27 protein-coding genes are annotated in these 26,875 nt (G+C 69.5%); 14 read left to right on the top strand and 13 right to left on the bottom strand.

Features of this window, described 5'->3' with window-relative positions:
• The first annotated feature begins 2 nt into the window (after positions 1 to 2).
• A complete protein-coding gene (locus tag ACI2JZ_RS05830) occupies positions 3 to 971 on the top strand; it encodes a C-terminal binding protein (protein ID WP_404596842.1) in 969 nt (322 codons plus the stop codon).
• Between the two features lie 284 nt (positions 972 to 1,255).
• Here ACI2JZ_RS05830 and ACI2JZ_RS05825 read toward each other — a convergent pair whose 3' ends face one another.
• Both ACI2JZ_RS05825 and ACI2JZ_RS05820 read right to left on the bottom strand, forming a co-directional pair.
• The gene (locus ACI2JZ_RS05825) at positions 1,256 to 2,101 is read right to left on the bottom strand and encodes an SMP-30/gluconolactonase/LRE family protein (protein WP_404596841.1); all 846 of its coding nucleotides are present in this window, start codon (positions 2,099 to 2,101) and stop codon (positions 1,256 to 1,258) included.
• Complete coding sequence (locus ACI2JZ_RS05820) at positions 2,098 to 2,928, bottom strand: hypothetical protein (protein WP_404596840.1); 831 nt, start codon at positions 2,926 to 2,928, stop codon at positions 2,098 to 2,100. Before ACI2JZ_RS05820 ends, ACI2JZ_RS05825 begins: the two co-directional genes overlap by 4 nt.
• A 63-nt stretch (positions 2,929 to 2,991) precedes the next feature.
• Between ACI2JZ_RS05820 and ACI2JZ_RS05815 the strand changes: the two genes are divergently transcribed.
• Positions 2,992 to 3,831, top strand: a complete 840-nt coding sequence (locus ACI2JZ_RS05815) for a Gfo/Idh/MocA family protein (protein ID WP_404596839.1) — start codon at positions 2,992 to 2,994, stop codon at positions 3,829 to 3,831.
• Between the two features lie 70 nt (positions 3,832 to 3,901).
• Entirely contained in the window at positions 3,902 to 4,486 is a 585-nt protein-coding gene (locus ACI2JZ_RS05810) for a TetR/AcrR family transcriptional regulator (RefSeq protein ID WP_247623848.1), read from the top strand.
• 20 nt (positions 4,487 to 4,506) lie between these two features.
• On the opposite strand, the gene ACI2JZ_RS05805 is transcribed toward ACI2JZ_RS05810, so the two are convergent.
• The 3 genes from ACI2JZ_RS05805 to ACI2JZ_RS05795 all read right to left on the bottom strand — a co-directional run bounded on the left by ACI2JZ_RS05805 (position 4,507) and on the right by ACI2JZ_RS05795 (position 7,993).
• Entirely contained in the window at positions 4,507 to 4,944 is a 438-nt protein-coding gene (locus ACI2JZ_RS05805) for a VOC family protein (RefSeq protein WP_404596838.1), read from the bottom strand.
• A gap of 32 nt (positions 4,945 to 4,976) precedes the next feature.
• Positions 4,977 to 5,336: a TraR/DksA C4-type zinc finger protein gene (locus ACI2JZ_RS05800; protein WP_247623846.1), complete on the bottom strand. Its 360-nt coding sequence runs from the start codon at positions 5,334 to 5,336 to the stop codon at positions 4,977 to 4,979.
• Between the two features lie 98 nt (positions 5,337 to 5,434).
• Positions 5,435 to 7,993, bottom strand: coding sequence for an MMPL family transporter (locus ACI2JZ_RS05795; protein ID WP_404596837.1), 2,559 nt, complete (start codon positions 7,991 to 7,993; stop codon positions 5,435 to 5,437).
• 69 nt (positions 7,994 to 8,062) lie between these two features.
• Between ACI2JZ_RS05795 and ACI2JZ_RS05790 the strand changes: the two genes are divergently transcribed.
• Positions 8,063 to 8,635, top strand: coding sequence for a TetR/AcrR family transcriptional regulator (locus ACI2JZ_RS05790; protein WP_404596836.1), 573 nt, complete (start codon positions 8,063 to 8,065; stop codon positions 8,633 to 8,635).
• Positions 8,636 to 8,977: 342 nt separating this feature from the next.
• Here ACI2JZ_RS05790 and ACI2JZ_RS05785 read toward each other — a convergent pair whose 3' ends face one another.
• From ACI2JZ_RS05785 to ACI2JZ_RS05775, 3 genes are all read right to left on the bottom strand, one after another.
• Positions 8,978 to 9,172: a hypothetical protein gene (locus tag ACI2JZ_RS05785; protein WP_404596835.1), complete on the bottom strand. Its 195-nt coding sequence runs from the start codon at positions 9,170 to 9,172 to the stop codon at positions 8,978 to 8,980.
• Positions 9,172 to 11,499: a phosphoribosylformylglycinamidine synthase subunit PurL gene (gene purL, locus ACI2JZ_RS05780; RefSeq protein WP_404596834.1), complete on the bottom strand. Its 2,328-nt coding sequence runs from the start codon at positions 11,497 to 11,499 to the stop codon at positions 9,172 to 9,174. Before purL ends, ACI2JZ_RS05785 begins: the two co-directional genes overlap by 1 nt.
• Before the next feature lie 251 nt (positions 11,500 to 11,750).
• On the bottom strand, positions 11,751 to 12,704 hold the full coding sequence (locus ACI2JZ_RS05775) for a helix-turn-helix transcriptional regulator (protein WP_404596833.1): 954 nt from the start codon (positions 12,702 to 12,704) through the stop codon (positions 11,751 to 11,753).
• A gap of 99 nt (positions 12,705 to 12,803) precedes the next feature.
• Between ACI2JZ_RS05775 and ACI2JZ_RS05770 the strand changes: the two genes are divergently transcribed.
• On the top strand, positions 12,804 to 13,241 hold the full coding sequence (locus ACI2JZ_RS05770) for a VOC family protein (protein ID WP_404596832.1): 438 nt from the start codon (positions 12,804 to 12,806) through the stop codon (positions 13,239 to 13,241).
• Positions 13,242 to 13,457: 216 nt separating this feature from the next.
• On the opposite strand, the gene ACI2JZ_RS05765 is transcribed toward ACI2JZ_RS05770, so the two are convergent.
• Positions 13,458 to 13,751, bottom strand: coding sequence for a hypothetical protein (locus tag ACI2JZ_RS05765; RefSeq protein ID WP_404596831.1), 294 nt, complete (start codon positions 13,749 to 13,751; stop codon positions 13,458 to 13,460).
• A gap of 104 nt (positions 13,752 to 13,855) precedes the next feature.
• Complete coding sequence (locus tag ACI2JZ_RS05760; RefSeq protein WP_247623838.1) at positions 13,856 to 14,446, bottom strand: biotin transporter BioY; 591 nt, start codon at positions 14,444 to 14,446, stop codon at positions 13,856 to 13,858.
• 54 nt (positions 14,447 to 14,500) lie between these two features.
• Here ACI2JZ_RS05760 and ACI2JZ_RS05755 point away from each other — a divergent pair, with 54 nt between their 5' ends.
• Positions 14,501 to 15,130 carry a TetR family transcriptional regulator gene (locus ACI2JZ_RS05755; protein WP_404596830.1) on the top strand — a complete coding sequence of 210 codons (630 nt, stop codon included), beginning with the start codon at positions 14,501 to 14,503 and terminating at the stop codon, positions 15,128 to 15,130.
• Positions 15,131 to 15,397: 267 nt separating this feature from the next.
• On the opposite strand, the gene ACI2JZ_RS05750 is transcribed toward ACI2JZ_RS05755, so the two are convergent.
• The gene (locus ACI2JZ_RS05750) at positions 15,398 to 17,848 is read right to left on the bottom strand and encodes a M1 family metallopeptidase (protein ID WP_404596829.1); all 2,451 of its coding nucleotides are present in this window, start codon (positions 17,846 to 17,848) and stop codon (positions 15,398 to 15,400) included.
• A 255-nt stretch (positions 17,849 to 18,103) separates the two neighbouring features.
• Here ACI2JZ_RS05750 and ACI2JZ_RS05745 point away from each other — a divergent pair, with 255 nt between their 5' ends.
• The 3 genes from ACI2JZ_RS05745 (at position 18,104) to ACI2JZ_RS05735 (ending at position 19,173) form a co-directional block, all read left to right on the top strand.
• Positions 18,104 to 18,346: a hypothetical protein gene (locus tag ACI2JZ_RS05745; protein WP_404596828.1), complete on the top strand. Its 243-nt coding sequence runs from the start codon at positions 18,104 to 18,106 to the stop codon at positions 18,344 to 18,346.
• Positions 18,347 to 18,574: 228 nt separating this feature from the next.
• Entirely contained in the window at positions 18,575 to 18,730 is a 156-nt protein-coding gene (locus ACI2JZ_RS05740) for a hypothetical protein (protein WP_247623834.1), read from the top strand.
• Positions 18,727 to 19,173, top strand: coding sequence for an NUDIX domain-containing protein (locus ACI2JZ_RS05735; RefSeq protein ID WP_404596827.1), 447 nt, complete (start codon positions 18,727 to 18,729; stop codon positions 19,171 to 19,173). The genes ACI2JZ_RS05740 and ACI2JZ_RS05735 overlap by 4 nt, the downstream gene beginning before the upstream one ends.
• Before the next feature lie 10 nt (positions 19,174 to 19,183).
• Here the strand turns inward: ACI2JZ_RS05735 and ACI2JZ_RS05730 are convergent, their stop codons facing one another.
• Positions 19,184 to 19,477 carry a hypothetical protein gene (locus ACI2JZ_RS05730; protein WP_404596826.1) on the bottom strand — a complete coding sequence of 98 codons (294 nt, stop codon included), beginning with the start codon at positions 19,475 to 19,477 and terminating at the stop codon, positions 19,184 to 19,186.
• 148 nt (positions 19,478 to 19,625) lie between these two features.
• Positions 19,626 to 20,618 carry an SDR family NAD(P)-dependent oxidoreductase gene (locus ACI2JZ_RS05725; RefSeq protein ID WP_404596825.1) on the bottom strand — a complete coding sequence of 331 codons (993 nt, stop codon included), beginning with the start codon at positions 20,616 to 20,618 and terminating at the stop codon, positions 19,626 to 19,628.
• A gap of 84 nt (positions 20,619 to 20,702) precedes the next feature.
• Here ACI2JZ_RS05725 and ACI2JZ_RS05720 point away from each other — a divergent pair, with 84 nt between their 5' ends.
• The 5 genes from ACI2JZ_RS05720 (at position 20,703) to ACI2JZ_RS05700 (ending at position 26,739) form a co-directional block, all read left to right on the top strand.
• Positions 20,703 to 21,275, top strand: coding sequence for a TetR/AcrR family transcriptional regulator (locus tag ACI2JZ_RS05720; protein ID WP_404596824.1), 573 nt, complete (start codon positions 20,703 to 20,705; stop codon positions 21,273 to 21,275).
• A 263-nt stretch (positions 21,276 to 21,538) separates the two neighbouring features.
• Positions 21,539 to 21,943: a VOC family protein gene (locus ACI2JZ_RS05715; protein WP_247623829.1), complete on the top strand. Its 405-nt coding sequence runs from the start codon at positions 21,539 to 21,541 to the stop codon at positions 21,941 to 21,943.
• A complete protein-coding gene (locus tag ACI2JZ_RS05710; protein WP_404596823.1) occupies positions 21,940 to 22,239 on the top strand; it encodes a winged helix-turn-helix transcriptional regulator in 300 nt (99 codons plus the stop codon). Before ACI2JZ_RS05715 ends, ACI2JZ_RS05710 begins: the two co-directional genes overlap by 4 nt.
• Before the next feature lie 103 nt (positions 22,240 to 22,342).
• Positions 22,343 to 23,893: a hypothetical protein gene (locus ACI2JZ_RS05705; protein ID WP_404596822.1), complete on the top strand. Its 1,551-nt coding sequence runs from the start codon at positions 22,343 to 22,345 to the stop codon at positions 23,891 to 23,893.
• Positions 23,894 to 23,931: 38 nt separating this feature from the next.
• Positions 23,932 to 26,739 carry a LamG-like jellyroll fold domain-containing protein gene (locus ACI2JZ_RS05700; RefSeq protein WP_404596821.1) on the top strand — a complete coding sequence of 936 codons (2,808 nt, stop codon included), beginning with the start codon at positions 23,932 to 23,934 and terminating at the stop codon, positions 26,737 to 26,739.
• Positions 26,740 to 26,875 lie beyond the last annotated feature (136 nt).

The raw sequence follows: 26,875 nt of genomic DNA, 5'->3' as shown, positions 1-26,875 counted from the left end.
TCATGACAACGCCGTTCATCCTCGTCAGCGACTGCGACCTCCCCGGAACCGTCATCGAAGACACGCTCCGATCCGCCGGGCTCCACGCCGAACGGGCAGCGTCCCCGGCATCCGACGACCTCGCAACTCTCGGGGCGGATGTCACAGGGCTCGTCGTGCAATGGGCCCCGATCACGGCCGAGGTACTCGATCGGATGCCGAACCTGCGCATCATCAGCCGCGTCGGCATCGGGTACGACATGATCGACGTCGAAGCGGCCACCGCTCGCGGCATCGCGGTCGCGAACACCCCGAGCTACTGCATCGAGGAGGTCGCCGCGCACACCATCGCGATGATCATGACCCAGGCGCGCGGCCTGCCGGCCTACGACCGCGCGGTGCGCGCCGGCACCTGGAAGGCGGTGGACGCCCGGCCCCTCGCCGTGCGTCCGTCGACGACCACGGTGTCGGTGCTCGGCTTCGGCCGCATCGGATCGATCGTGGCCCGCGGATGCCGGGCGCTCGGTTTCCGGGTGCTCGTCGCCGACCCGTACGCGTCCGCCGACGGCATCCGCTCGGCCGGGTGCGAGCCCGTCGAGATCCCGGATGCCGTGGCGCAGGCCGACATCCTCACCCTGCACGTGCCGCTCACCGAGGCGACCCGGCACCTGATCGACGCCAAGTCGATCGCGACGATGAAGCCCGGAGCCGTGGTCGTGAACACGTGTCGCGGACCGCTCATCGACGAGGGAGCGCTGGCCGATGCGCTGCGCTCCGGGCGCCTGGGCGCGGCCGCGCTCGACGTCTTCGACGGTGAGCCGCTGGCCGACGGCTCCCCGTTGCGCGACCTCGATCAGGTGCTGCTCAGCCCGCACGCGGCGTGGTTCTCGCCCGAGGCGCTCGCCGACCTGCCCGTGCACGCCGCCGAGAACGTGATCCGCTTCCTCGCCGGGGAATCGGTGCCGATCGTGAACCCGGCGTACGCTGGCTGAGCCTCGGCCCAGTTCCTCACGCGACCCCCGGGTCGCCGTGCCCGTTCGGGAGGAGATCTCCGCGTTGGGCGGAGGAATCCGCTGTTCTTCTCCTCCTTTGGGCGAGTTCTCCTCCCGAACGGGTGCCGAGCGGATGCCGCGCACAACGACGAGGTCGCTGGGTCAGGGGCCCTTCGACAGGCTCAGGAACCCAGCTTCTGACTGAGTCGCTGAGCCAGCTTCTGACTGGGGCGCTGAGCCCGTCGAAGCGTCCCGCCCCGAGAAACCCGGTCCCCAGAGACCCGTCAGCCGGCGAACGCCGCCACGGGCATACCGCTCACGCCGGGCTGGACGGCGAAGAGTGAGCCCGCCTCGGTGCCGTGGTCCGCCCCGAGCCCCTGCGCCGAGGTCGTGATGAAGAGCGTGCCGAGGTCGTCTCCGCCGAACGTGCACGCGCTCACCTGGGGGACGGGCAGCTCGATCCGAGCGATGAGAGATCCGTCCGGCGAATACGCCTGCACCGCCGAACCGCCCCAGAGCGCGACCCACACCGATCCGTCGGCGGCGACGGTCAACCCGTCGGGCGACCCCTGCTCCTCGGGGATCGTCGCGAATCCGCGGCGTCCACGCAGCTCCCCCTCAGCCACATCGAACACGTCGACCCGCTGCGTGACCGTGTCGGCGTAGTATGCCCGGGATCCACCCGGGGCGAAGGCCACACCGTTCGAGATGGTCACGCTCGACAGCACCGTGGTGGAGCCGAGGTCGCCGCCGATCCTCAGCATCCGCCCCACGGCTCCGGCACCGCGGAGAGCCATCGACCCGGCGAGCAGCCGCCCGAGCGGGTCGACCGTGCCGTCGTTGAAGCGCGCATCGCCGAGGTCGAAGGTCGCGGCGACGCGGGCCGGTCCGTCTGGCGAATCCGAGAGGTGCAGCGAGCGCGCACCGAGGGCGACGAATCCGCCGCCGACGCGCGGGCGCACGAACGCCGCATACGTGTCATCGAGGTGCAGGCGATGGATGCCGTCGTCGCGCAGCGTCACGAGGTCGGCGGCGTCGCCGTCGACCCAGCGGACTCCGCCCCACGATGTCGACCAGACGGGCGCCTCGGCGTGCACGCAGATCGGGCCGGTGAGGTTCTCGGCCTTCACGACTGCTCGTCGGTGCGCCGCAGCGGCATCCGCTCGGGCTCGGGGGTGGAAGCCGTCTCCGGGGTCGACGCCGCACTCGGCGCAGAGGCGGGTGCGGCGGGAGCCGCGATCTCTCGCGCGACCTGCTTCTCGAGCACCTGCACGGCGTCGTCCGACAGCAGGATGAGACCGTCGAGCTCTTCGCGCACGCGCTTGTAAGCCACATTGCGCTCGGCCTGCGTGGCCGACTCGTCGACGGCGACCTTCAGCAGCTGCTGCGCGCGATCGAGGCGCTTCCGCTCGGCGTCGGTGAAGGTCGAATCGCGCAGGCGCCGGGCGTCCTTCTCGGCGATCTCGAACGCGACGGCGTATGCGCCCACCGCGTCGAGGTACTCCGACACCTGCTGCTCGGTGACTTTTTTGGCGTCGGCCGATGCCGGGCGCAGCGCGTCGGCGGTGCGCTTCGCGCGCAGGAACGCGGCCGTGAGCGGCTGGCGGCCATCGCTCATGGCGGGGAAGGCGATGAGCTTCGCGACGTCGAGCTCGTAGTCGAGCCAGCGCGCGGTGATCTCGTCGTGCTCGGCGAGCAGGCGCGCGAGCAGATCGTTCGGAACGGGGGATGCCGTGGTGTCGACGATCGTCGCACCGCGGTTCTTCGTCGGGTGGGTCAGCGCCCGCGCCTCGATCTGCGCGGTCTTGAGCTGCGCCTTCATGCGGAGCGTCTCGATCCGACGCTCGTGGCGGTTCTTGGCCGACCGTTCCCAGGCCTTCGCTGCGGCACCCGCCATGCCCATGATCGGGAAGACGAGCCACCAGTAGTGCTCTGCCCACCACATGATCTGATCCATGATGTGCCTAGCCTACTGGCGCGTGCCGACACCCGAGAGTGCCGTCTTCGAGAGGATGGGGGCATGGCAGCGCACCGCATCGGGATCGTCGGCATCGAGAACACCCACGCCGACGGCATCGTGCGCGCGCTCAACGTCGACGGCGTCGAGGATGCCCGGATCACGGCCCTCGTCGCCGGTCTCGCCGACCGCACGGAGCGGCTGGCCGAGCTCGGCGGCATCGAGCGCATCGTGACGGCATCCACCGACCTGATCGGCGAGGTCGACGCCCTGATCGTGGCCACTCGCGACGGGGCGACGCATCGCTCGCTCGCCGTGCCCTTCCTCGAGGCGGGCATACCGGTGTGGGTCGACAAGCCGCTCGCGCTCTCGGTCGCCGAGGCCGACGCGATCCTCGCCGCCGCCGGGTCGACGCCCGTCACGTCGTCGTCGACGCTGCGCTGGCTGCCCGACACGGATGCCGTCGCCGCCGCGCTCCCGTCGATCGGGGAGGTGCAGAGCCTCGCGATCACCGGACCGGCCGATCCCGACGGACCCTACGGCGGCCTCTTCTTCTACGGCATCCATCTCGCCGATCTCGCCCAGCGCCTGGTTCCCGGGGCGCCCGAAGAGGTCGAGGTGGAGCACTCCCCGGGGCGCGTGCGCGCCCGATACGCCGTCGGCAGGGTGGGGGTGACGCTCGATTTCGTGCGCCCGGAGGGCGAGGTGTCGGTGCCGTTCCGCGTGACCGCCGTCGGGAGCGGCGGGACGGAGAGCCGTGAGATCGTCGTCGGGTCCGACTACGTGCGTCCCGGTGTCGAGGCCTTCGTGCGCATGCTCGACACCGGTGAGCTCCCGGTACCGCCCGAGCAGATGACCGCGACGGTCGCCGTGCTGGCCGCGGTCGCGGCCGAGAGGTCGTGAGGCGCCCTCTTCGATGACGGCAGACGCAGGAAATGGGGTTCTGGGTGGCATTCGAACCTAGAATGTGCGCATGGTGGCGCGGGGAAGGTACGCGAAGGGTGTGGCGAAGCGGGAGGAGATCCTGCAGGTCGCGCTCGACGTGGTGGCGGAGGTCGGCTACCGCAAGGCGTCGAATCGTGAGATCGCCGCGCGGGTCGGTCTGACCCAGCCCGGGCTCATGCACTACTTCGGCTCGCGCGAAGAGCTCTACATGGAGGTTCTGCGCGCCCGCGACGAGCGCGACCTCGGCGAGTTCATGGACCCCGACCCCACGTTCGCCGGGTTCCTGTCGATCATCGAGCACAACGTCTCGGTCCCGGGTCTCGTGCGGCTCTTCGTCGAGTTCTCGGCCGAGGCCACGATGGTGGGCCACCCCGCGCACGAGTACTTCGTCGAACGCTACGCGTGGGCGCGCGGCGTGCTCACGGGCGTGATCGACCGCGCCCAGAAGTCCGGGGAGCTCGGGGCGACGCTCGACCCGAAGATCGCGGTCGACATCGTGCTCGCCGCCGCCGACGGGCTCCAGGTGCAGTGGCTCCTCGACCCCGAGGTCGACATGGTCGAGCGTCTCTCGCGGCTGTGGGACGGCATCCGCCTGGCCTCTCGCCGCGACTGACGCGCTGCTCTCGCTCGGGATCAGCCGCGAGTGAGGTCCTGCGCGAGCATCACGATGATGCCGCTCGGGCCGCGCACGTAGGCGAGGCGATAGATGTCCTGGTAGTTCGCGACCCCGCGCAGCGGGTGGCAGCCGTGACGGGCGGCGATCTCGAGGGATGCGTCGATGTCGTCGACCGAGAAGGCGACCCGGTGCATCCCGATCTCGTTCGGGAGGGTCGGCTCGGTCTCGATCGCGCCGGGATGGATGTACTCGAACAGCTCGAGTCGGCCGTGGCCGTCGGGCGTCTGCAGCATCGCGATGCGCGCGTGGTTGCCGTCGAGCCCCACCGCCGTGTCGGCCCAGTCGCCGCTGACGGTGTCGCGGCCGACGACCTCCAGGCCGAGGTCGGTGAAGAAGGCGATGGTGGCGTCGATGTCGCGCACCGCGATGCCGACGTTCTCGAGTGCGATGGGCATGCTCGGAATGCTAGCCCCGCGCGCCGGAGTTGTCAGTGCCCGAGCTTCTCGGCGCAGGCGACGCAGTACTCGGCGAACGGACGCACCTCGAGCCGGGCGGCCGGGATAGGTCGGCCGCAGTTCAGGCACACGCCGTAGGTGCCGGCATCCATGCGTGCGAGCGCATCGTCGACCTGCTGGAGTTCGGATGCCGCGGCCTCCGCGAGCCCGGTCAGCCGCGACCACTCCGACGACAGCGTGACCCCCTCGGGGTCGTGCTCGTCGTCGTCGTTCGAGCCCTCGCGGTCGTGGGTGAGTTCGGTGAGGATCGCCGCGGTCGCCCGGACACGGGCATCCGCCTGCGCACGCATGGCCGTGAGCAGCGCGCGCAACCGACCGTCGTCCTCCTCCATGCGGCCACCCTACTGTGCGGCCCATCGTCTCGTCGCTGCGCTCCTCGCTCAGGAACCGGGTTACTCGGTCCCTGAGCGAGCGGAGCGAGACGAAGGGCTCAGCCCCGCCGCTTGCGCTCGGCGCGCGTCTTCGGCTCGGGCGTCTCTACCGTCGGGATGCTGTCGGTGTGCACGGCGGGGTGGTCGCGCTCGAGCGCGGCACCCTCCATGTCGACGTCGGGCAGCAGGCGGTCGAGCCAGCGCGGCAGCCACCAGGCCGACTTCCCGAGCAGGTGCATGAGCGCGGGCATGAGCAGCATCCGCACGACGAACGCGTCGAGCAGCACACCGAACGCGAGGCCGAAGCCGATCGAGCGGATGATCGTCGACTCCGAGAAGATGAACCCGCCGAACACCGACACCATGATGAGGGCGGCGGCGATCACGACCGAGCGGCCGGCGCGGAAGCCCTGCGCCACGGCATCCCGGGCCGACGCCCCGTGCACGTACGCCTCGCGCATGCCGGAGGCGAGGAAGAGTTGATAGTCCATCGCGAGTCCGAACAGGATGCCGACGAGGATCACCGGCAGGAAGCTGAGGATCGGTCCGGTGCTGTGCAGCCCGATGATCTCGGCGCCCCAGCCGAACTGGAACACCGCGACGATCAGGCCGTACGTCGCGAAGAGCGACAGCACGAAGCCTCCGGTGGCGATGATCGGCACGAGTAGCGAGCGGAACACGACGATCATGATCAGCAGCGAGAGGCCGACGACGACCACGAGGTACAGCGGCAGGACTCCGGCGAGTGCCTCGGAGATGTCGATGTTGACGGCCGCCTGACCGGCGACGCCGAGCGTGATGCCGCCGTCGAGTTCGGGCAGCGAACGGATGCTCTGCACGAGCTGTTCCGTCGACGCGCTGTTGGGGCCTTCGGCCGGCAGCACCTGGAAGGCGAGGAGTGTGTTGTCGTCGGAGGTCGCGACGGGCGCGACGGCGACCACGTCGTCCTGATCGGCGAGCTTCTGCGCGACCTCCACCTGCGTGGCGAGCAGGTCGTCGTCGCTGACCGCCTCGTCGAGGGTGGCCGTGACGAGGAGCGGGCCGTTGGCTCCCTCGCCGAACTGCTCGTTCACGGCGTGGAAGGCGCGGTAGCTGGTGGAGTCGCTGGGCTCGCTGCCGCCGTCGGGCAGGCCGAGGCGCATCGACATCGAGGGGATCGCGATGATGAGCAGGCCCACGATGCTGACGAGCACGGTGACGATGGCGCGCAGCGTGGACATGCGCTTCACGGGCTTGCCGGTGGCGTGCGGCTTGCCGACGGTCGCACGGGCCTTCTTGCCGAGCAGACGGTCGCCGATGAGGCCGAGGATCGCGGGGGCGAGGGTGATCGCGACGAGCACGGCGACGGCGACGCACACGGCGCCGACGGTGCCCATGAGGCCGAGGAACGGCACGCCCGTGACGTTGAGGGCGAGCAGCGCGACGATCACGGTCGCGCCGGCGAAGACGACCGCGGTGCCCGAGGTTCCGGTGGCGAGCCCGATCGATTCGCGCACGGGGGATCCGGCGAGCAGCTGCTTGCGGTGGCGGTTGACGATGAAGAGCGAGTAGTCGATGCCGACCGCGAGCCCGAGCATCACGCCGAGCACGGGGGTGACGGATGCCATGTCGACGACGCCCGAGAAGGCCAGCGACGAGGTCACGCCGACGCCCACGCCCACGATCGCGGTGATGATCGGGAGTGCCGCGCCGATCAGCGAGCCGAGCATGACGATGAGCACGACCGCCGCGAAGGCGAGTCCGATCGCCTCGCCGATGCCGAAGATCTCGGGAACGCCCTGGGCGATGTCGGTGCCGAAGTCGACCGTGGTGCCCTCGACGGCGGTGTCGTCGAAGTGCGAGATCGTTCCCTGCTTGACCTCTTCGGAGAGCTCGAGGCGCGGGTCGACGAACGAGACGTTGACGATGGCTGTCGAGCCGTCATCCGAGACGACGCCGATGCCGTTCGTGAGGTCGAGGAGGGTCGTACCGAGGTCGAGCTGCTCGGCGTTGGCGTCGAGGTCGTCTCGGTTCTGGTCGATCGTCTGCTGCTGGGCATCGAGGGCGGCGAGCTGAGAGGTGAGCGCGGCCTTCTGCCCCTCGAGCACGGTGATCTGCTGTGCCGGGGCTCCGGCCGCCTGGGCCTGGGCGATGCCGGCGTCGATCTGCGCGATGCCGTCTTCGAGCTGGGTGCGTCCGCTGTCGAGCTGGGCCTGACCGGCATCCAGCTGCGTGCGGCCATCCGCGATCTGTGCGGCGCCGTCGGCGAGCTCCTTCTCCTGGTCGGCCTGCTGCTGCTGGGCGTCGAAGGGGTCGATGACCCGGGCGACTCCGTCGAGGTCCTCGGCGCTCGCCGCGAGGGCCGAGATCTCCTTCTTCTGCTCGTCGGTGAAGGGCTCGCCGTTCTCGGTCTGGTAGACCACGGTGCCCGTGCCTCCGGCGGTGTCGGGCAGCTTGTCGGCGAGCTCGTCGATGACCTCGCCCGAGGCGGTGCCGGGGATGTCGAAGCTGTTGCTCAGCGTGCCGCCGAGCGTGAGGAACGCGCCGACCCCGAGGCCGAGGATCACGACCCACGAGATGACCACCGTCCATGCCTTGCGCGTAGCGAAAGAACCCAGACGGAAAAGCAGTGAGGCCAAGACGATCTCCTTCAGACTCGTTGAGCATACGGCACGTCTCGTCTAGAGATCTGTGGCTATCCTGAACGGATGGCGAACGAGCATCGAAGCGGACCCGTGCGCAGCACCGCCGCGCGCGAGGCGATCCTCGACGCCACCGCCCGGCTGTTCCACAACCAGGGCTACGACCGGCTGACGATCGAGGGCATCGCGAAAGAGGCCGGGGTCGGCAAGCAGACCATCTACCGGTGGTGGCCGTCGCGCGGAGCCCTGATCGGGGAGTGCCTCGCCGAGGGGCGGCTCATCCCCGTCGACTTCGTCGTGCCGTACACGGGCGAGCTCTCCGTCGACGTCGAGGCGTGGTTGCGCAGCGTGCTCGCGATCCTCGACGAACCCCAGGGCGGCGCGCTGCTGCGCTCGCTGGTCGCGGCGGCGACCGAAGACGCCGGAGTCGGCCAGCACCTCGGCGAGAGTCTGGGCGTCGAGGAGCATCTCGGCTCGCGGCTGCGCGCCGGCATCCGGGACGGCCAGTTGGCCGAGGATGCCCCCGTCGCGCAGATCGGCCGGGCGATCCTCGGCGCCATCATCGTCGAGTCGCTGGGGCGCGAGAAGCGCGACTCCGAGGGCGTCGTTCGGTTGGCGCGGTTCCTGTTCGCGCGCTGAGCGCCCTTCGTCTCGCTGCGCTCGCTCAGGGGCCGGGCTTTCCCTCCTGGGCCGCTGAGCCAAGACGCCGGGTCGCTGAGCCAAGACGCCGGGTCGCTGAGCCAAGACGCTGGGTCGCTGAGCTTGTCGAAGCGTCCCCTACGCAGAACGGGAGGAGATCTCGCGTATCGCAGGAGCATCCGCGGTATTCGGTCCTGCAGAAGGCGAGATCTCCTGCGTTGCGATGCGCGGGGTGGGCCCCTTCGACAGGCTCAGGGACCGAGTTTCAACGCTGGGTCGCTGAGCCGACCGCCCTGGGTCGCTGAGCTTGTCGAAGCGTCGCAGGCCCGGAAAGCGGATGCCTCAGAAACCGGGGAGCAGGGTGAACAGCGTCGCGCCGCCACCACCGAGGATCAGCGCGATGATGACCGTCCACGCGATCACCCGGATGCGCCGGTTGCGGCGCTCGCCGAGGTCGCCGTAGTCCTCGCTGAGCTCGGGACGGGCGCTCTCGCGCCGGGCCGGCTCGTTCGGCTCGCGCCGGCTGAGGTCGCTCATCAGGAAACCTGTTCGGTGACGGTCGGACCGAAGTGCGACGGCAGCGTGGCGGCCGAGCGCTCGCGCAGCTCGGCGACGGGGATCGTGAAGACGTCCTGCACCTCGAGCTGCGGCTCGCTGTCGGTCACGCCGATACGCATGACCGGGTAGCCGCGTCCCTCGCAGAGGCCGCGGAACTTCACGTCGTCCTCGCGCGGCACGGTCACGATGACGCGACCGGTCGACTCGGAGAACAGGGCGGATGCCGCATCCACACCGTCGCGGTCGATGATCTCGGTGAGCCACACGCGGGCGCCGACGCCGAAGCGCATGACCCCCTCGGCGAGGGCCTGGCCGAGGCCGCCCTCGGAGACATCGTGCGCCGACGAGATCAGCCACTCGTCGCGCGCGGCGGCGAGCAGGCCCGCGAGGCGCTTCTCGCCCGCGAGGTCGACCTTCGGGGGGAGTCCGCCGAGGTGCTGGTGCACGACCTCGGCCCACGCCGAACCCGAGAGCTCGGTCGAGGTGGTGCCGAGCAGGTAGATGTTCTGGCCCTCGTCCTGCCATCCCGAGGGGATGCGGCGCGAGACGTCGTCGATGATGCCGAGCACTCCCACGAGCGGGGTCGGGTGGATCGGCACGTCGCCGGTCTGGTTGTAGAACGAGACGTTGCCGCCGGTGACCGGGGTGCCCAGTTCGAAGCATCCGTCGGCGAGGCCGTCGACCGTCTGGCCGAACTGCCACATGACTTCGGGGTTCTCGGGAGAACCGAAGTTGAGGCAGTCGGTGATCGCGGTGGGCACGGCGCCGGTGACGGCGACGTTGCGGTACGCCTCGGCCAGCGCGAGCTGTGCACCCGCGTAGGGGTCGAGCTGGCAGTAGCGGCCGTTGGCGTCGGTGGAGATCGAGAATCCGAGTCCCGACTCCTCGTCTACGCGGATCATGCCGGCGTCGTCGGGGAAGCTCAGGGCCGTGTTGCCGAGCACGTAGTAGTCGTACTGGTTGGTGATCCAGCTCGTGTCGGCCAGGTTCGGCGAGCCGACCAGCGCGAGGAACTGCTCGCGCAGGGTGTCGGCGTCGTTCGCGCGGGGCAGCAGCTCGGCGGCATCCGCCTGCAGCGCGTCGATCCACGTCGGGTAGGCGACCGGGCGGTCGTAGACCGGGCCGTCGACCGCGACCGTCGAGGGGTCGACGTCGACGATGCGCTCGCCCTGCCAGTCGATGACGAGGCGTCCGTCGCCGGTGACCTCGCCGAGCACGGAGGTCTCGACCTCCCACTTGTTCACCACGGCGAGGAACGCGTCGAGCTTCTCGGGCGCGACGATCGCCATCATGCGCTCCTGCGACTCCGACATGAGGATCTCTTCGGCGGTCAGCGAGGGGTCGCGCAGCAGCACGTTGTCGAGCGACACCTTCATGCCGCTGTTGCCGTTGGCGGCGAGCTCGCTGGTCGCGCACGAGATGCCCGCGGCGCCGAGGTCTTGAATCGCCTCGACGAGCTCGTCGCGGTAGAGCTCGAGGCAGCACTCGATGAGCACCTTCTCGGCGAAGGGGTCGCCGACCTGCACCGCGGGACGCTTGGTCGGGCCGCCGTCGGCGAACGTGTCGGAGGCGAGGATGCTCGCGCCGCCGATGCCGTCGCCACCCGTGCGGGCGCCGAACAGCACGACCTTGTTGCCGACGCCGGTCGCGTTGGCGAGCTTGAGGTCCTCGTGGCGCAGCACGCCCACCGCGAGCGCGTTGACGAGCGGGTTGGCCTGGTAGACCGAGTCGAAGACCGTCTCGCCGCCGATGTTCGGCAGGCCGAGGCAGTTGCCGTAGAAGCTGATGCCGCTGGTCACGCCGTGCACGACGCGGGCGGTGTCGGGGTGGTCGATCGCACCGAAGCGCAGGGCGTCCATGACCGCGACCGGGCGGGCGCCCATCGAGATGATGTCGCGCACGATGCCACCGACGCCGGTCGCCGCGCCCTGGAAGGGCTCGATGAAGCTCGGGTGGTTGTGGCTCTCGGCCTTGAAGGTGACGGCCCAGCCCTCGCCGACGTCGATGACGCCCGCGTTCTGGCCCATGCCCACCATGAGGCGTTCCTTCATCTCGTCGGAGACCTTCTGGCCGAAGCGGCGCAGGTAGTTCTTGCTGCTCTTGTACGAGCAGTGCTCCGACCACATGACCGAGTACATCGCCAGCTCGCCCGAGGTGGGGCGGCGTCCGAGGATCTCGCGGATCTTCGCGTACTCGTCGGGCTTGAGTCCGAGCGCCGCGTAGGGCTGCTCCTTCTCGGGCGTCGCGATCGCGTTCGAGACGGAGTCGGGGACGTGCTTGCGGGCAGGTGCAGGGGCGGTGGTCACGCACACTCCAAGAGGAAGGGGCCGGCGGGGCAGTGCCAGTCTACCGGGGCGCGGTCGGGTGGCCGGCCGGGTGTCGTGGGGGGAGTGGATCGGCGGTTCGGGTGCGTGGATCGGTGGTTCGGGTGCGTGGATCGGTGGTTCGGGTGCACCGATCGGTGCGAAATGCCGGTTCTGGGACCGCATTCCCGACGTTTCGCACCGATCCGTGCAGTCGCCCGCGATTCGCACCGATCGGTGCAGTCGCGCGCGAGTCAGGGGGCGGATGCCGCGGCCAGGCGTGCCGAGAGAGCGGCGGATGCCTCGGCGAACGCCGCGGGTCCCTCGATCGTGAAGGGGGCGTCGAAGCGGGCGACCGCGGCGACCAGACCGGTCCACGACCAGGACCCGAGCGTGAGGCGGCAGCGTCCGTCGGGGAGCTGCTCGAGATCGCCGTCGTCGAGGTACGGAGTGATCTTGCGGGCGGGCAGGTCGATCACGACGGTGCCGATGCAGGGCCAGCGGTCGGCGGCATCCGATCCCTTCGACCGCGCCGCGAGGAAGGTGCGGGCGTCGACGCCGCCGGGCAGCGGGCGCGGGGAGAAGGCCGGACCGGTCGGGATGCGCGGGTGCAGGCGGTCGAGGCGGAAGATGCGCCAGTCGTCGCGGTCGAGATCCCACGCGATCAGGTACCAGCGGCCCTGGCGCGACACGACATCATGCGGCTCGACGCGGCGGCGCGGGGCATCCGACTCGGTCGCTCCGTAGTCGAAGCGCAGCACGTGCCGGTCGCGCACCGCGGCCGTCACCGCTTCGAGCGTGGCGGGGTCGACGCGGTCGGCGGCCGTCGATCCCTGGAAGCGGATGCCGTCGATCCGATGCCGCAAGCGCGAGGGCATGACCTGGCGTACCGTCGCGAGCGCCCGCTCGGCTCCCTCGTCGATGTCGATGCCGCTCGCCGGGATGCTCTGCAGGGCGACCGCGACGGCGACGGCCTGTTCGTCGTCGAAGAGGAGGGGTGGGAGCTCCGACCCGGCGGCGAGTCGGTACCCACCGTCGGGTCCCTTGATCGCGCCGATCCGGTAACCGAGTTCGCGGAGCCGGTCGACGTCGCGGCGCACCGTGCGCGGGCTCACCTCGAGACGCTCGGCGAGCACGGCGCCGGGCCAATCGCGCTGCGTCTGAAGAAGAGAGAGCAGCGCGAGCATCCGTGATGAGCTTCCGGCCATGTCTCCATTGTGCTCCGAGAAGCGGACCGAAACTGACCTCTTCTGTCGAGAGAGTGGGCGCACGGGCATCCGCTCGGCTCATCTCTCACAGGAGGAATCATGACCGTCACCACCACGACCCACCTCAACTTCGCCGGCACCGCACGCGCGGCGCTCGACTTCTACGCCGAGGTCTTCGGCGGCACCGTCACGGCGGCGACCTACGGGGACTTCGGAATGCCGGCCGACGTGCCCGGTGCCGACAAGGTCGTCTTCGGGCAGATCGCCGGGGGCGCGATCGCGCTGATGGCCTACGACATCCCCGGGGCGACGGATGCTCCGGTCGGCGTCACCCGTCGGGAGAATGGCGTGACGATCACGGACCGTCCGTTCTTCCAGTCGCTGCGGGCCTCGTCGCTCGACGAGCTCACCGGGTACTGGGAGGCGCTCGCCGTGGGTGCGACCGTCGTCGAGCCGCTCGCCGCCTCGGCCTGGTCGGCCGGATTCGGCATGCTCACCGATCGGTTCGGGGTGACCTGGGTGCTCGACGTGGCGTGAGGCCGGTCGGTGCTGTACCCAACTCAGGAAGAACTGGCCGAATCGGGCCGGAATGGGGGTTCTGGGGCCGATTCGGCCGACTTTTCCTGAGTTGGGTACGGGGTGCGGGCGAGCCGGTGTGCGTAACTCCGGACTTTCGACGCCGAAGGGCCCCCAATCGGTGGATTCGGGGCCCTTCGTGCACATTCTTCCGGAGTCATGAACCGCCGGCGTGCGTCACTCGGGCCGCTGCAGGCGCTGCGCCCGCAACGCGAAGTCGAGGTGCTGCTGCGCGATCGAGCGGATGCCGACGAGCAGCAGGCCGATGAACAGCGACACCGCTCCGAACCAGAAGATGACGGTGCCGAGCTGTGTCTGGAAGATCGCCCAGTCGACGTCGCGATCCGCGTTGATCGTGCCGAGGAACGCGCCGATCGGCAGGAACAGCGCGGCGACGACGAACAGCGTCGGCGCGAGCGCGGGCAGGGCGATCCGGTTCGGACGCACGTGGGGTGCGGGGGAGTTCGTCATGCCGCCGAGTCTAGGAGTCACCACCGCACCGACCGGTGCGAAATGTCGGTTATCCGGCGGTAGAACCGACATCTCGCACCGATCGGTGCACGTGCAGGGGCGACTCAGTCGCGGCGAGTGCGATCGATCAGGCGCCAGGTGGCGGGGAGGAGTCCGGCCATCGCGACGATCTTGATCGCGTCGCCGATGAGGAACGGCACGACGCCGAGGCCGATCGCGGTGGGGATGTCGACCCCGGCGAAGGCCGCGAGCCACGGCACACCGCACGCGTAGATCGCGAGCGAGCCGAGGCCGGCGAGTCCGAGCGTCGAGAGCACGGAACGGTCGGCTCGGCGGCGTGCCAGAGTGCCGACCAGCAGGGCGGCGACCACGTAGCCGACGATGTATCCGAACGACGAGAACGCCCAGCCCGCATTGCCGCCGGCGAACAGCGGCACGCCGATCACGCCGAGAGCCAGGTAGAGGAGTGCGCTCGCGCTTCCGCGCAGGGGTCCGAGCGAGGCGCCCGTCAGCAGCACGGCGAAGGTCGCGAGCGACAGCGGCACCGGCGTGAACGGAAGCGGAATGGCGATGTATCCGGCAACCGTGATGAACGCGGTGCCGGCGAGCGTGAGTGCGATATCCCGCACCCGTGCGCCGGGAACGAGGTCGGCGAGCACCAGAGCGGAGCGCGGGGAGACGGCGGATGCTGACATGGGAAGTTCCTCCTGAACACTGTTCACCTGAACACTGTTCGGTACAGTAGCACCATGAACGCGGCATCCGCAGATCAACCCGCCCCGAGGCGCAGCAAGCCCGACGTCGTCGACGCGGCCATGAGCGTCCTCGCCGAGAACGGCATCGCGGGGCTCTCGATGCGCCGCATCGCCGATGAACTCGACGTGCAGGTGAGCGCGCTGTACTGGCACTTCCCGAACAAGCAGGCGCTTCTGGCCGCGGTCAGCGCCCGCATGGTCACCGGCGAATCGGACGCCGAATCGGATGCCGAATCGGATGCCCCCGACCTCACCGCCACGGCCACCGCGCTGCGCGACCGTCTCCTCGCCCACCGCGACGGCGCCGAGGTCGTGTCGAGCTCGCTCGCGCTCGGGCTGCTCGACCTGCCCGCTCGGCAGCGGCTCGTCGAGGCGGCGCTCGCCGCGGGGCTTACGGATGCCGCGGCCGAGGTCGCCGCCGATACCCTGGTGCACTACGTGATCGGGTTCACGTTCCACGAGCAGCAGCGGGTGCACGCGGCTGTCATCGGCGCCGCGGATGCCTCCGTCGACCTCTCGCCCGCGCGGCTCGCCTCCCCGGGCGCCAACCCGGACGACGACTTCACCGCGGGGCTCGCGCTCATCGTCTCCGGCATCCGCTCGGCCGCCGTCGCGGGGCGCTGATCTCTCGCGGGGCGGGACGCTTCGACAGGCTCAGCGACCCGGGTTCCTCGGCCGCACCTGCAACTGGGTTCCTGAGCTTGTCGAAGGGCCCCGTCCAAGTCGCCGAGGGGTCACAACGCGCCCTGCCGCGGCATCCGTCTACGGCGTGTCTTGACCCCTCACCTCGGCAACGCACCGCCACCGCCGCGCCGCCGACCGCACGCGAAAGCGCCCGCCCCCGGAATCCCGGGGACGGGCGCTCGCGTGCGTCAGCCGATCAGACTTCGATCAGACCTCGAGCTTGCGGCGCCGAGCGGCGACGAACATGCCTCCGCCGACGAGCAGCACGAGGGCCAGCAGGCCGAGTGCCGTGGGCAGTTCGCCCCCGGTCTGGCTGAGTTCGCCCGAGCCGTCGGGGTCGCCGGGGGTGACCGCCCCGCCGCCACCCGTGCCGCCGCCGGTGCCGCCGCCGTTGTCGGGGTCTTCGCCTCCGCCGGGAACCTCGGCCGCGGCGACCGCGACGGTCGCCTCGCTCGTGACCGATCCGCTGCGGAAGCCCTCGAGGGTTCCCGTGACCGTGACCGTGATGCGGGCGCCGAGGGCGGATGCCGGGATCACGAAGCTCGGTCCGGCATCGACGGCGCGAGCGGCCATCAGCCCGGCGGGCTCGTCGACCGGCTCTTCCTCGTCCTCCGCGGGGACCTCGACCGGAACACCGTCGATCGCCCACTCGTAGGTGAGCTCGGTGCCCTCGGGCCAGCCCTCGGAGGTCGCGGTCAGCGTCTCGCCGACGACGGCCTCACCCGTGATGGTGGGCAGCTCGGTCGGGGCGACGATCTCGACGACCGAGGTGTCGACCGCGCACGTCTCGGTGCAGCTTCCACCGAGGGTGAGGGGCTTCACGGCCAGCGCGAACGAGCCGCCGGCCGATTTCTCGCTGATCGTCGCGTCGATGGTCAGCGACGCGCTCGTGCCGACCGCCGTGCCGACCGGGATCGGCCAGCTGAGCGTGGTGCCGTCGAGCGTGGCACCCTCGGGCACGACCAGGTCGGCGTTCGCGAGCAGCGCGCTCACGTCGACCGACACGACCGACGAGGCCAGCGGCACGCGACCGGTGTTGAGCGCCGTGACGGTGTACGACACGGTCTCGCCCGGGTAGAGCGCGACCTCGGGGCTGCCGCCGCTGAGTGTGACCGAGTACTTGTCGGGCCAGGCGGGCTTGCCGGGCTCGAGGATCCAGTCGGTCCAGAACGCGGTGAGGTCGAAGCCCGAGAGCTCCTCGGCCAGGGCCTTGAGGTCGGCGCCGGCGAGGCTCTTGCCCGCGTTGTCGACCTGCCACTGCTTGATCAGGGTGAAGAACGCCTCATCGCCGATCGCGACGCGCAGGGCCGCCCAGAAGTGCGAGCTGCGGGTGTACGTCTGGTAGCCGTAGAGGTTCGCGGAGTTCGTCTGCGCGCCCGGTGCGATGTTCCAGTTGGGGCTGGTCGGAGAGGCGTTGTTCCAGGCGTTGAAGTACGTCTGCTCCGAGAGGGCGCCGGTGCCGAACGCCTCCGAGGAGTTGTAGTAGGTCGGACCCCAGGTCGCCATGCCCTCGCCCATCCAGATGTCGGTCCACGTCGACGGGGCGACGTTGTTGCCGTACCACTGGTGCACGAGTTCGTGGATGAGCGTGTTGCCGTTGACCGAGTTCACGCTCGGGAAGAACGAGCGGTCCTGCGTCTCGAGTGCGTAGTTGATCGCGCTCGGAACGGTCTTCACGATCACGCCGGTGCTGTTGCCCGGGTAGGGACCGTAGATGCGCTCGAGGTTCTGCGTGATGGTCTGCAGCTGCGTGATGCGGTTGCGCACCGTGGTCTTGTTCGCGTCGCTGAGACCGAAGTCGATGAACGACCACGACGGGATCGTGCGGCCGTCGAGCAGCGTGATGCTGCCCTCGACGACCTCGTAGCGGCCGATGCCGATGACGACGAGCTCCGACGCCATCTGCTTCTGCTGGCGCCAGGTCCACGTGGTGCGCTCGCCGGACTGGCTGACGACCTTCGACTGCAGCTCGCCGTTGCTCGCGACAGCGCCCGGGGCGCTCACGCCCGCGGTGTTGGTGAGGGTCGACGGGGCATCCACCGTGATCGTGTAGGTGGCCTTGTCGCCGGGGGTGTTGTTGTGCGGGAAGCCGGTCATCATGCCGATGGGCTGGCCCAGCAGCATCGCACCGTCGTTCGTTCCGCTCCAGCCTTCCTGGCTGTCGTCGGCGTCGGTGTGGAACACCGGGACGCCGCTGTAGTTCACGGTGACGGTGAACTCGCCGGTGACGGGGGTCGCCGGGGTCACGATGAGCTTGTACTTGATGGCTGCCGCGTCGATGTCGCGGCTCCAGGCGGCGGGCTGGCCGTTCACGAACACGCTGTCGACGGTCAGGCCCTCGAAGTCGAGCGAGAACGAGCGCAGCGGCGCGAGGGCGCGGGCCGTCATGGTGGTGGAGGCCGAGTCGAACTGACCGGTGATGACGTTGTTCGCGACGCCGGTCGGGCTCCACGCGATGTCGATGTCGTAGTCGAGGGCGTCGTATCCGCCGTTGCCGACGTTGGGGAACATGGCGTCGCCCGAGGTGCGGGCTCCGTCGATCGGGTCGTCGGCGGCGGATGCCGGAACGGCGGTGGCGAGGAGGGAGCCGGCGAACAGCGCGGTGACCATGGTGGTCGCGAGCAGCCGCCGACGTCGGAGAGGAGTCAGTCGGGTCATGAGTGCTTTCGGGTAGGCAGGAACGAAAGGCGACCGGTCACGTCGTCGTGGTGCAGGGGTGGCTTGTGGCCGGGGTCGCGAATGCGGGTTGATCGCAACCTAGGGAAGTCCTGTGTCGGCAATATATCGCCATTGTGTCGGGCAGATTGCAGGAATTTTTCCTGTCCCGTTACCTGCCGTCGAGGGATCCGGCAAGGGGGTTCTGCGGGGCGGTGCCGTCGCGTAGACAGGGGGCAGATCGAAGGAGAGATAGGCATGGCTGCCGGCGACATAGTGACGTTTCACCGCAACGGAATCTGGTTCAACCGCATCGAAGGAGAGGCGGGGGTGATCGGGTCGGGATACTTCACCGAAGCGGATGCCGTCGTCGCGGGCCGCGGTTCGGCCGCTGCGCGCCAGGTCGAGCACCTCATCCACGACGAGGAGCCCCCCGCCGACGCCGACGACCCGTACGCGCGGCATCCGCGCGATCGTGTCGGGGTGTCGATGCAGGGCTGAGCCTCGGCATCCGAATCTTCCGGTCGCGTCCGCGCGCCCGGGCAAGGATCGAGAGCGCACCGTCACCACCCCTGGGCGGTGCGTTCTCGTGCGCGCGGGTGACGTCTCGTCGCCGCAGTGGCCACCGACCGGTCGGAAATGACGGTTCTGAGCGTCGATAGGCAGCATTTCGCACCGATCGGGTGCGGCACGCCGCTCCACTCTGGCCCGCGGCCCTAGCGTGGGGGCATGTTCGCTCCGACCTTCGTCATCGGCCTGCTCATCTACGTCGCGATCGTGCTGATCGGGCTACTCGTGCTGTGGTTCGTGATCTACACGGCCGTGCGCGCGGCGCTGACCTCGCATCGCCAAGCACTGGCGGAGGAGCGACTCGGGCGCTCGTGATCTCCGACTACGTCCGTGCGATGCGCGACCGCATCGGACACGACCTGCTGATGCTCCCGGGCGTCACCGCCGTGATCCGTGACGGCGAGCGCTTCCTGCTCGCGCGCAGCGCTGGGTCGGATGTATGGAGCCTGATCGGTGGCGGAGTCGAACCCGGCGAGCAACCGACGGATGCCGTTGCCCGAGAGGTGCGCGAAGAGCTCGGCGCCGGCATCCGCATCACCGGGATCGTCGGTGCCTACGGGGGTGAGTCGCTCGTCGTCGACTACCCGAACGGTGATCGGGCCGCTTACGTGACGACCGCCTACGCGTGTGAGGTGGTCGACAAGATCGAGCCCGACGGCGATGAGATCGTCGAGGTCGGGTGGTTCACGGCATCCGAGATCGCGGGCCTCGATCGCGAGCCGTGGATCGACCGGGTGCTGGCGGATGCGGTGCGCTGAGGCGCCGGAGTCAGATCCGCTCCTGAACCCCGGCATCCGCACCGTGTTCGTCCTCGAACGCCCGAGTATCGCGGCGCGCCTTGCCGAGTGAGACCATGCACGCGATCGCGACGAGGAGGAAGACGATCGCGGCGATCCACGGCCAGGGCTTGGCGCCCCTGTCGGTGATGAGCACCACGACCCATCCGGCGGCCAGGACGAGCGAGATGACGAGTTGGCCCATCGCCCACCGGCTCTTCCGTTCGAGCGCCATCCGCTGCTGGATCAGCGACGGCTGCGGTGTAGAGGCGTCTGATTCAGTCATCCGGCGAGCCTAGGCGATCGCCCGCTCCTTGTGGGGTGAGGTTCCGATGCTCCCGCGGCCCGCCGCTGATCGGTCAGTAATGTCGGTTCTCCGGGTCGAGAACCGACATTTCCGACCGATCGGTGCACTCCGGCGCGCGGCGAGACGCCTACTGCACCGACCAGCCGCCGTCCGAGGCGAGGATCGCGCCGTTGATGTTCACGCCGTCGTCCGACAGCAGGAAGGTGATCGAGGCGGCGAGCTGCTCGGCGGTCGCGACGGTCGGGATCGCCTGCTGGAACGGGGAGAGGCGGGCCGAGCCGTACTCCGACATGTGCGGGGGCATCGGGATGCCGGTCGCCACCCCGCCGGGAGCGACCGAGTTCACGCGGATGCCCTTCGGGCCGTACATGAACGCCGCCGACTTCGTGACGCCGATGATGCCGTGCTTGCTGGCGGTGTAGGCGTTGCCCGAGGCGTTTCCGCGCAGACCCGCCTCGCTCGAGACGTTGAGGATCGACCCGCGGCCGGCCTTCTCCATGATCGGCAGCACCGCGCGCATGAGCTTGAAGGGGGCGGTGAGGTTGATCGCGATGACGCGGTCCCACACGGCATCCGGCGTCTCACCTGCGGGCGAGAAGTCGTCGTTGATGCCGGCGACGTTCGCGAGTCCGTCGATCGTGTCACCCGCGGCGGCGATGACGGCGTCGATCGCGTCCTGCTTCGTGAGGTCGCCGGCGACGGTGACGATGTCGGCATCCGGGTTGTCGGCCTTGAGGGCGTCGAGCTTCTCGGCGGCGATGTCGCTGGCGATCACGCGTCCACCTTCGCGGGCGATGCGCTCGGCGGTCGCCCGCCCGATGCCGGATGCCGCGCCCGTGACGATCACGGTCTTGCCGGCGAACCGGGCGCCGGCCTCGACGACCGGCTCGGCCTCCTCGACCGGCAGGACGCCGCCGTTGGCCGCGCGCACGAGGTCGTCGACGACCGACTGCGGCATCGCGCCCTGGCTCATCGCGACGAGCTGCTGCAGCGGCAGGCCCAGCACGGGGGTGAGGAGCGACGGGTCGGCGCCGGTCTGCTCGAAGAGTCCGCGGATGAGCGGGCCGCCGGTCGAGTCATCGAGCCATTCGCCGATGGTGGAGTGGGCGGTGAGGGCCATGTCGTGCTCCTTGTTCGGGTTCCTGCGAGTTTCGCAACGGTGCGTCTACTTATGGATCAGTGTACGCCCGAGTAGCCTCTGATGGTGCCCCGTCCTCGCAGTGAGAAAGCGCGCCGGTCCGTTCTGGACGCGATGCGCACCGCGGTGTCGACGGGCGCCTACGAATCGGTGACGATCGAGGGGCTCGCCGAGGCCGCCGAGGTCTCGAAGCAGACCATCTACCGCTGGTGGCCGTCGAAGGCTGCGATCCTCGGTGAGGCGCTGCTCGAGGGGTCGGTGCCCGGCGCCGCGGTCTGGGTGCCGTTCACTTCTGATCTGGGGGCGGATCTGCGGGCCTGGTTCTCGGCCATGAGCCTGTCGCTGGGTGACGCCGAGGGCGTCGCGATCGCGCGGGCGCTGATCGTCGTGACGGCGTCGGATGCCGCGCTCGGGCTCGCGTTGAACGAACGGCTGGCCGCGCCGATCCGCCAGTGGGTGCGCGAGCGGTTGACGCTCGCGGTCGCCGACGGCGAGGTGCGATCGGATGCTGACGCCGAGGTCATCGCGGATCAGTTCGTCGCGATGGCGAGCTATGCCGCCCTGCTGGGCCGGCCGCTCAGCGACGAGCGGGTCGAGGCGACGGTGCGGGTGCTGCTGCGGGGGATCTCGGCGGTTTGATAGGGGTGGGCCCTTCGTCTCGCTTCGCTCGCTCAGGAACCGGCACCCGGCCCCTGAGCGAGGAGCGAAGCGACGAGACGAAGGGCCCACCCCGCAACACCTGCAGGGAGATGTCACGCCTGCAGGGAGCATCCGCCCGTTTCTCCCTGCAGATGTGATTCGTCCCTGCAGATGAGCGGGCAGATGAGCCTGCAGACGAGGGGCAGATGAGCGGATGCCGAACACCCCTTGACCCCGCACTTGCATTTTGCAAGTATCTTCGCATGAGCCTCTTCATCACCTGTCCCGTGGCTGACGTCGAACGAGCCACCGCCTTCTACACCGCCCTCGGGTGGACCCTCAACGCCGAGATGTCGGACCACAACGTGTCGTGCTTCCAGATCGCGCCCGAGCAGTACGTGATGCTCGGCAGCCGCGAGATGTACGCGAGCGTCGGTGGCACCGAAGACCTGATCGGCGGCCCCGACACCCCGTCGAAGGTCACGGTCTCGTTCGACCTCGACAGCCGCGAGGCGGTCGACGAACTCGTCGCGCGCGCCGAAGCCGCGGGCGGTCGCGTCGGAGACATCGACGACTACCCCTTCATGTATCAGCGCCAGTTCGACGACCCCGATGGCTACCACTACTCGCCGTTCTGGATGAAGCCGGCGACCGACCAGACCGCGTGAGCGACCTCTCCGCCGCCCTCGACATCGTCGGTGCGCGCTGGGCGCTGCTCATCGTGGAGCAGCTGCTCGCCGGTGCGCAACGCTACGGCGATTTGCAGCGCGAGCTCGGGGCGCCGACGAACATGCTCGCGACCCGGTTGCGCGAGTTGGAAGAAGCCGGCGTGCTGAGGCGGTTGCCGCTGACGCACAACACCCGCGCCTACGTGCTGACCGAGCGCGGGGAAGCGTTGCGCGGCGCGATCGATGCGTTGGGCGCGTGGGGTGCCGCGGGGCACCCAAACGCCTCACCCCATTAACTTTTCGTTCACTCCCGCGCCGCCTGCCGGCATCCGCGATCCCTAGGTTCGGAGTCGGCGCGGCGAGACCCCTGCTCGTGCGCGCTCCGAAAGGACCCCCCGCATGAGAACCCTCTCTCGTCGTGCCCGTCGGCGTGCCCTCGCGACCGTGAGCGTGGCCGCCCTCACCTCCCTCGCCCTGCTGCCCTCGATCGCGGTCGCCGAGGCCGATCCCGATCCCGCGCTGCTCGGTGAGCCGACCCCGTTCCTGATCGAGAGCCTCAGCGCTCCCGGCAAGGTGATCGAGATCGGCAATCCAAACGCGCAGACCACCGTGCCCGACAGCACGCGTGCCGCCGCGGCGGTGTTCCCGTTCGCCAAGACCCCCGCCGAGCTCAGCGCCCAGGCCGTGCTCGCCTACCCGGTCGAGGGCGCGAGCAACACCTTCGTGCTCGCGAACGACGACGGCCAGGTGCTCGCCCGCCGCGCGAACGACGACCCGAACTTCCGCTACCTCACCCTCCCCGGCGTGACGCTCGACGAGGCCGCGGCGAACCCCCTCGCGCAGTGGACCGTGAGCGACGCGGGCAACGGATACAGCTACCTGCGCGGCGTCCAGGCCTACGGCAACGGCGCGATCGCCGGCCTTGACATGTACAACTGGGCCACGGCGGCGGGAAGCGAGGTGCAGACCTACGATGCGGGCGGCGCGAACGTGCAGAAGTGGCGGATGCATCCGCTCACCGCCACCGTCGAGACCCACCAGCAGCGCGTCGACACGGGCACGACGCCCGCGTTCCCGACGGCGCTGACCGGGAAGTACTCGTGGGGCCTCACCGCTCCGCTCGCGAACATCGCGTGGAACGCGCCGGCATCCGACGTCTGGAACACCGACGGCACCGTGACCGTCGAGGGCACCGGCACCGGATACTTCGGCGAGACCGTGCCCGTGACCGCCGAGTACCTCGTCGGTTCGCTGGGCGGCGCGGCCGACGCGACGATGTCGGGCTACGTGGGCCAGACGCTCAAGGAGCTGCAGATGCACGCGCCGACCCACGTCGAGCGCACGGTCTCGGGCTCGACGACCACGGTGCGCGCGAAGGTCACGTGGGACTGGGCGTCCGTGGCCGCCGATGCGACGGCATCCGCCGGCACCATCGAGGTCCCCGCCACCGCGGCCACCGGCTTCGACGCCCGCCTCGTCATCACGATCGCGCCCGCCGAGAGCGTGAACATCCTGCGCGGCGCCGGCATCCACTACGACTACACGCACATGAACGGCACGAACTTCCGACTGACCGACGGCAACCGCACGGTCACCGGCTTCGACGACTGGCGCAGCGGCGGGGCCGCGAACCGCGTCAACCCGAACACGGTGAGCTTCTACTTCGACCAGCCGCGCCAGCTCACGGGCGCCGGGGTCTTCGACCTCAACGGCCTGAAGAACGTCGGCGGGGTGACGGTGCAGTACCGCGATCTCATCGGCGGCTGGATCGACATGCCCACGGATGCCGTCGCCTGGCCGTACGTGAACCAGACGCCCGACCTGAGCCTCGAGTTCGAGAGCACCCCCGTGCTCGCCACCGGCCTGCGTGTGATCTTCACGAACAAGTCGAGCGGCAACTGGATGAGCCTGTCCGAGATCGAGGCCTACGGCCCCGAGCTCGCCGGCTGACCCCTCTCCCTTCTTTCCCCTTCTCCCTGAGGAAGACCATGACCTCCCCCACTTCGCGCCGCCCGTGGCGCGCCCTGTCCGCCGCGGTCGTCACCGCCGGCCTTCTCGCCGTGCCCGTCGTTCCGGCGGCTGCGGCCGATTCGACCGATTCGATCGGGGATGCGCTGGCGCAGGCATCCGCTGTCATCGCCGATGAGCTGCGCTCGAGCTTCGTGCTGCCGGTGCTGCCCGATACGCAGTTCTATTCGCGGTACAGCGCCTCGCAGTTCTACCCGAAGTACGACACGAACCCGTTCGAGGTGCAGACCGACTGGATCGTCGAGCACCAGGATGACCTCAATGTGCCGTTCGTCGTGCACGTCGGCGACGTCGTCGACCAGCAGTGGGTGACGGGCGAGTGGGATGCCGCGGCCAGGGCCATGCAGAAGCTCACCGACGGGGGCGTGCCGTACTCGGTCGTTCCCGGCAACCACGACGTCGCCGACATGAACGCGCGGTCGTCGGAGGCGAACTCGTGGCAGTACCTGCAGCGGTTCGACGCGGGGCGCATGGCCGCGCAGGGCGGCGAGACGTTCGTCGACAGCTTCCAGAACGGGCTCTCGACCGCCTACATCTTCGAGGCCGAGGGGCATGAGTGGATGTCGCTCGCGCTCGCGTGGAACGCCTCGGCCGACACGTTCGCGTGGGCGCAGCGCGTGATCGACGCGAACCCGGGCATTCCGGTGATCCTGTCGTCGCACGCGGTGATCAACATCGCGCTCGACCAGACGTCACCCGCGGACTGGTGGTGGGGCGAGGAGCTGTGGAACCAGCTGATCCGCTCGAACGACGAGATCATCATGACGGTCAACGGGCACTTCCACGGCACCACGATGCGCGAGCGCACGAACGACTTCGGTCACCCCGTGTACCAGGTGCTCACCGACTACCAGATGGCTGCCGACGGCGGCAATGGATACATGACGCTGTTCGAGTTCGACCTGACGAACGACCGCATCGACGTCGAGTCGGTGTCGCCGTGGGTGACGGTGAAGGACAAGGAGTCTCTGACCGCGAACGACACTCCGGTGCTGGATGGGAAGTGGCAGTCGTTCTCTATGGACTTGGACTTCGAGGCGCGGTTCGGGTACTCGCCGGTCGCCGGTTCTGAGACGAAGGGCGACCTGTCGGAGCGGGCCAAGGAGATCGTCCTGGAGGGCTGGGACGGCACCGGCGTCGGCGAGCAGTGGGCTGCGGCGGGTCGGGCGGATGACTACGTCGGCGTCGATGGCACGGTGGCGCACTGGCGGTTCGGTTCGGTGGCAGAAGGCGTCGTGGATTCGTCCACTGAGATCCCGGATGTCGCCGGTGACAGCCCGATGTATCGCAGCGCGATCGAGAACACGGATGCTCCCGAGAAGCTCGAAGACGTGCAGGTATCCCACTCGAACGTGCCGTTCTACTCCTCGGATCGCGGAGCCGTGTGCTTCGCTGACGTGCACCGCAACGCGAGTGGTCCCGACAACATGTCGTACATCTCGACCGAGTACGGGGCGCCAGCGACGTTCGCCGATCTCTCGTCGTCGTCGGGGTACACGGTCGAGGCGTTCCTGCAGCTCGACGAGGAATGGACCGAGGCCGCGAACCGGTGGAGCGCCGCGCTGACGCGTGGAGGCGCGCGCCAGTGGATCGGGATCAACGACTCGTCCGACCCGGGTGCCGGCGCCGCGTGGCTCGGCATCTCGAGCCTGCGCGAGTACCAGTTCTCGGCGGGCGACACTGACACTCGTAACTCGTACACGCTGTGGTCGGGCGAGATCATGCAGGGGTCGTGGCACCACGTCGCGATCGTGAACGACCCTCGCGCGGACACGGCCATCATGTACGTCGACGGCGTGCCGGTGCTGCGCAACGCGTCGGGTGTGGGCGGCATGATGGCCGCGGACTTCATGCCGTGGATCATCGGCGCCTCGACGTGGAACACCGAGGTCGAGCACGGCTGGCATGGATGTGTCGGCGAGGTGCGCGTGGTGGACCATGCGCTGTCTTCGCGTGAGTTCCTGTATCAGCGGGCCGATCTTGGTTCTGTTTTCTCGGTTTCCGGTGACTTCGATGCGGTGCTGCCGTCGGATGCTGTGGTGTCGTCGTTCTCCGGGGGCGGGTTTGCCGGGTCTTCGGTGAGTGTGGTGGTCGACGGGGTGTCGGTCGGGTCTTCGGTCGTTGCGGCTGACGGGTCGTGGACGGTTGCGCTGTCGTCACCCATCTCGGGGTCTGGCGCGCGCGCGGTGTCGTTCGTTCCGTCGATCGGGACGCGGAGTGCTGCGGCAGTGTCTGTGTCCGTGGTGATCGGTGAGGGTTCGTCGCCGTGGACGCCGGTGGAGTCGGATCTGACCGACGCGCTGGAAGGCGTGATCTCGGTCGACCCGTCGCGCTTCGCGCCGGGGTCTACGGTTTCGGTTTCGCTGCCTGACGGGTTCGAGGGGGCGACTGTTTACGGGTTCCTGTTCTCTTCGCCGGTGTCGGCTGGGTCGGGGGTCGTGTCGGATGGTGCGGTCTCGCTGACCGTGCCGGAGACGGTGCCGTTCGGTGAGCACCGGTTCGCGCTTTACGCCGCGGATGGTGAGGTGATCGGGTGGGATTCGGTGACGGTTGTGGATCCGGCTGGTGGTTCGGATGGTGGCCCTGGCCCTGGCCCTGGCCCTGGCGGTGGCTCGGCCGGTGGTGGAGCGGATGCCGGGGCCGGTGGGTCGGATGACTCGCTCGCGACGACCGGTCTCGACGGATCGTGGATGCTGCTCTGGATCGCGCTCGGGGCGGGTGCGCTCGCCGCGGGGATCACGCTGGCTCTCCGCCTGCGGCGGTCCTAGCCCGAGGGTGAGGGAGGGAGCGGGGGGGGGGGGGGGGGGGCAACGGGCCCCACCCGCACACACCGGGGCCCGGTGCCGGTGGAAGGGTCCCACCCCCCGGCCGAACATGGGTCCCTGTGCCTGTCGAAGGGTCCCC

This window comes from Microbacterium sp. NPDC087868 (genome assembly GCF_044900755.1).
GTDB lineage: Bacteria > Actinomycetota > Actinomycetes > Actinomycetales > Microbacteriaceae > Microbacterium > Microbacterium galbinum.
This window is presented reverse-complemented; position numbering and strand designations above follow the sequence as displayed.

Excerpts from the sequence above, each read along its gene's own strand:
- ACI2JZ_RS05785 (WP_404596835.1), bottom strand. The coding sequence starts at position 9,172 with ATGAGCGACCTCAGCCGGCGCGAGCCGAACGAGCCGGCCCGGCGCGAG.
- ACI2JZ_RS05730 (WP_404596826.1), bottom strand. The coding sequence starts at position 19,477 with ATGACTGAATCAGACGCCTCTACACCGCAGCCGTCGCTGATCCAGCAG.
- ACI2JZ_RS05805 (WP_404596838.1), bottom strand. The coding sequence starts at position 4,944 with ATGCCCATCGCACTCGAGAACGTCGGCATCGCGGTGCGCGACATCGAC.
- ACI2JZ_RS05760 (WP_247623838.1), bottom strand. The coding sequence starts at position 14,446 with ATGTCAGCATCCGCCGTCTCCCCGCGCTCCGCTCTGGTGCTCGCCGAC.
- ACI2JZ_RS05765 (WP_404596831.1), bottom strand. The coding sequence starts at position 13,751 with ATGACGAACTCCCCCGCACCCCACGTGCGTCCGAACCGGATCGCCCTG.
- ACI2JZ_RS05830 (WP_404596842.1), top strand. The coding sequence starts at position 3 with ATGACAACGCCGTTCATCCTCGTCAGCGACTGCGACCTCCCCGGAACC.
- ACI2JZ_RS05770 (WP_404596832.1), top strand. The coding sequence starts at position 12,804 with ATGACCGTCACCACCACGACCCACCTCAACTTCGCCGGCACCGCACGC.
- ACI2JZ_RS05745 (WP_404596828.1), top strand. The coding sequence starts at position 18,104 with ATGGCTGCCGGCGACATAGTGACGTTTCACCGCAACGGAATCTGGTTC.
- ACI2JZ_RS05740 (WP_247623834.1), top strand. The coding sequence starts at position 18,575 with ATGTTCGCTCCGACCTTCGTCATCGGCCTGCTCATCTACGTCGCGATC.
- ACI2JZ_RS05820 (WP_404596840.1), bottom strand. The coding sequence starts at position 2,928 with ATGGATCAGATCATGTGGTGGGCAGAGCACTACTGGTGGCTCGTCTTC.
- ACI2JZ_RS05790 (WP_404596836.1), top strand. The coding sequence starts at position 8,063 with ATGGCGAACGAGCATCGAAGCGGACCCGTGCGCAGCACCGCCGCGCGC.
- ACI2JZ_RS05800 (WP_247623846.1), bottom strand. The coding sequence starts at position 5,336 with ATGGAGGAGGACGACGGTCGGTTGCGCGCGCTGCTCACGGCCATGCGT.
- ACI2JZ_RS05725 (WP_404596825.1), bottom strand. The coding sequence starts at position 20,618 with ATGGCCCTCACCGCCCACTCCACCATCGGCGAATGGCTCGATGACTCG.
- ACI2JZ_RS05705 (WP_404596822.1), top strand. The coding sequence starts at position 22,343 with ATGAGAACCCTCTCTCGTCGTGCCCGTCGGCGTGCCCTCGCGACCGTG.
- ACI2JZ_RS05715 (WP_247623829.1), top strand. The coding sequence starts at position 21,539 with ATGAGCCTCTTCATCACCTGTCCCGTGGCTGACGTCGAACGAGCCACC.
- ACI2JZ_RS05810 (WP_247623848.1), top strand. The coding sequence starts at position 3,902 with ATGGTGGCGCGGGGAAGGTACGCGAAGGGTGTGGCGAAGCGGGAGGAG.
- ACI2JZ_RS05775 (WP_404596833.1), bottom strand. The coding sequence starts at position 12,704 with ATGGCCGGAAGCTCATCACGGATGCTCGCGCTGCTCTCTCTTCTTCAG.
- ACI2JZ_RS05700 (WP_404596821.1), top strand. The coding sequence starts at position 23,932 with ATGACCTCCCCCACTTCGCGCCGCCCGTGGCGCGCCCTGTCCGCCGCG.
- ACI2JZ_RS05755 (WP_404596830.1), top strand. The coding sequence starts at position 14,501 with ATGAACGCGGCATCCGCAGATCAACCCGCCCCGAGGCGCAGCAAGCCC.
- ACI2JZ_RS05815 (WP_404596839.1), top strand. The coding sequence starts at position 2,992 with ATGGCAGCGCACCGCATCGGGATCGTCGGCATCGAGAACACCCACGCC.
- ACI2JZ_RS05750 (WP_404596829.1), bottom strand. The coding sequence starts at position 17,848 with ATGACCCGACTGACTCCTCTCCGACGTCGGCGGCTGCTCGCGACCACC.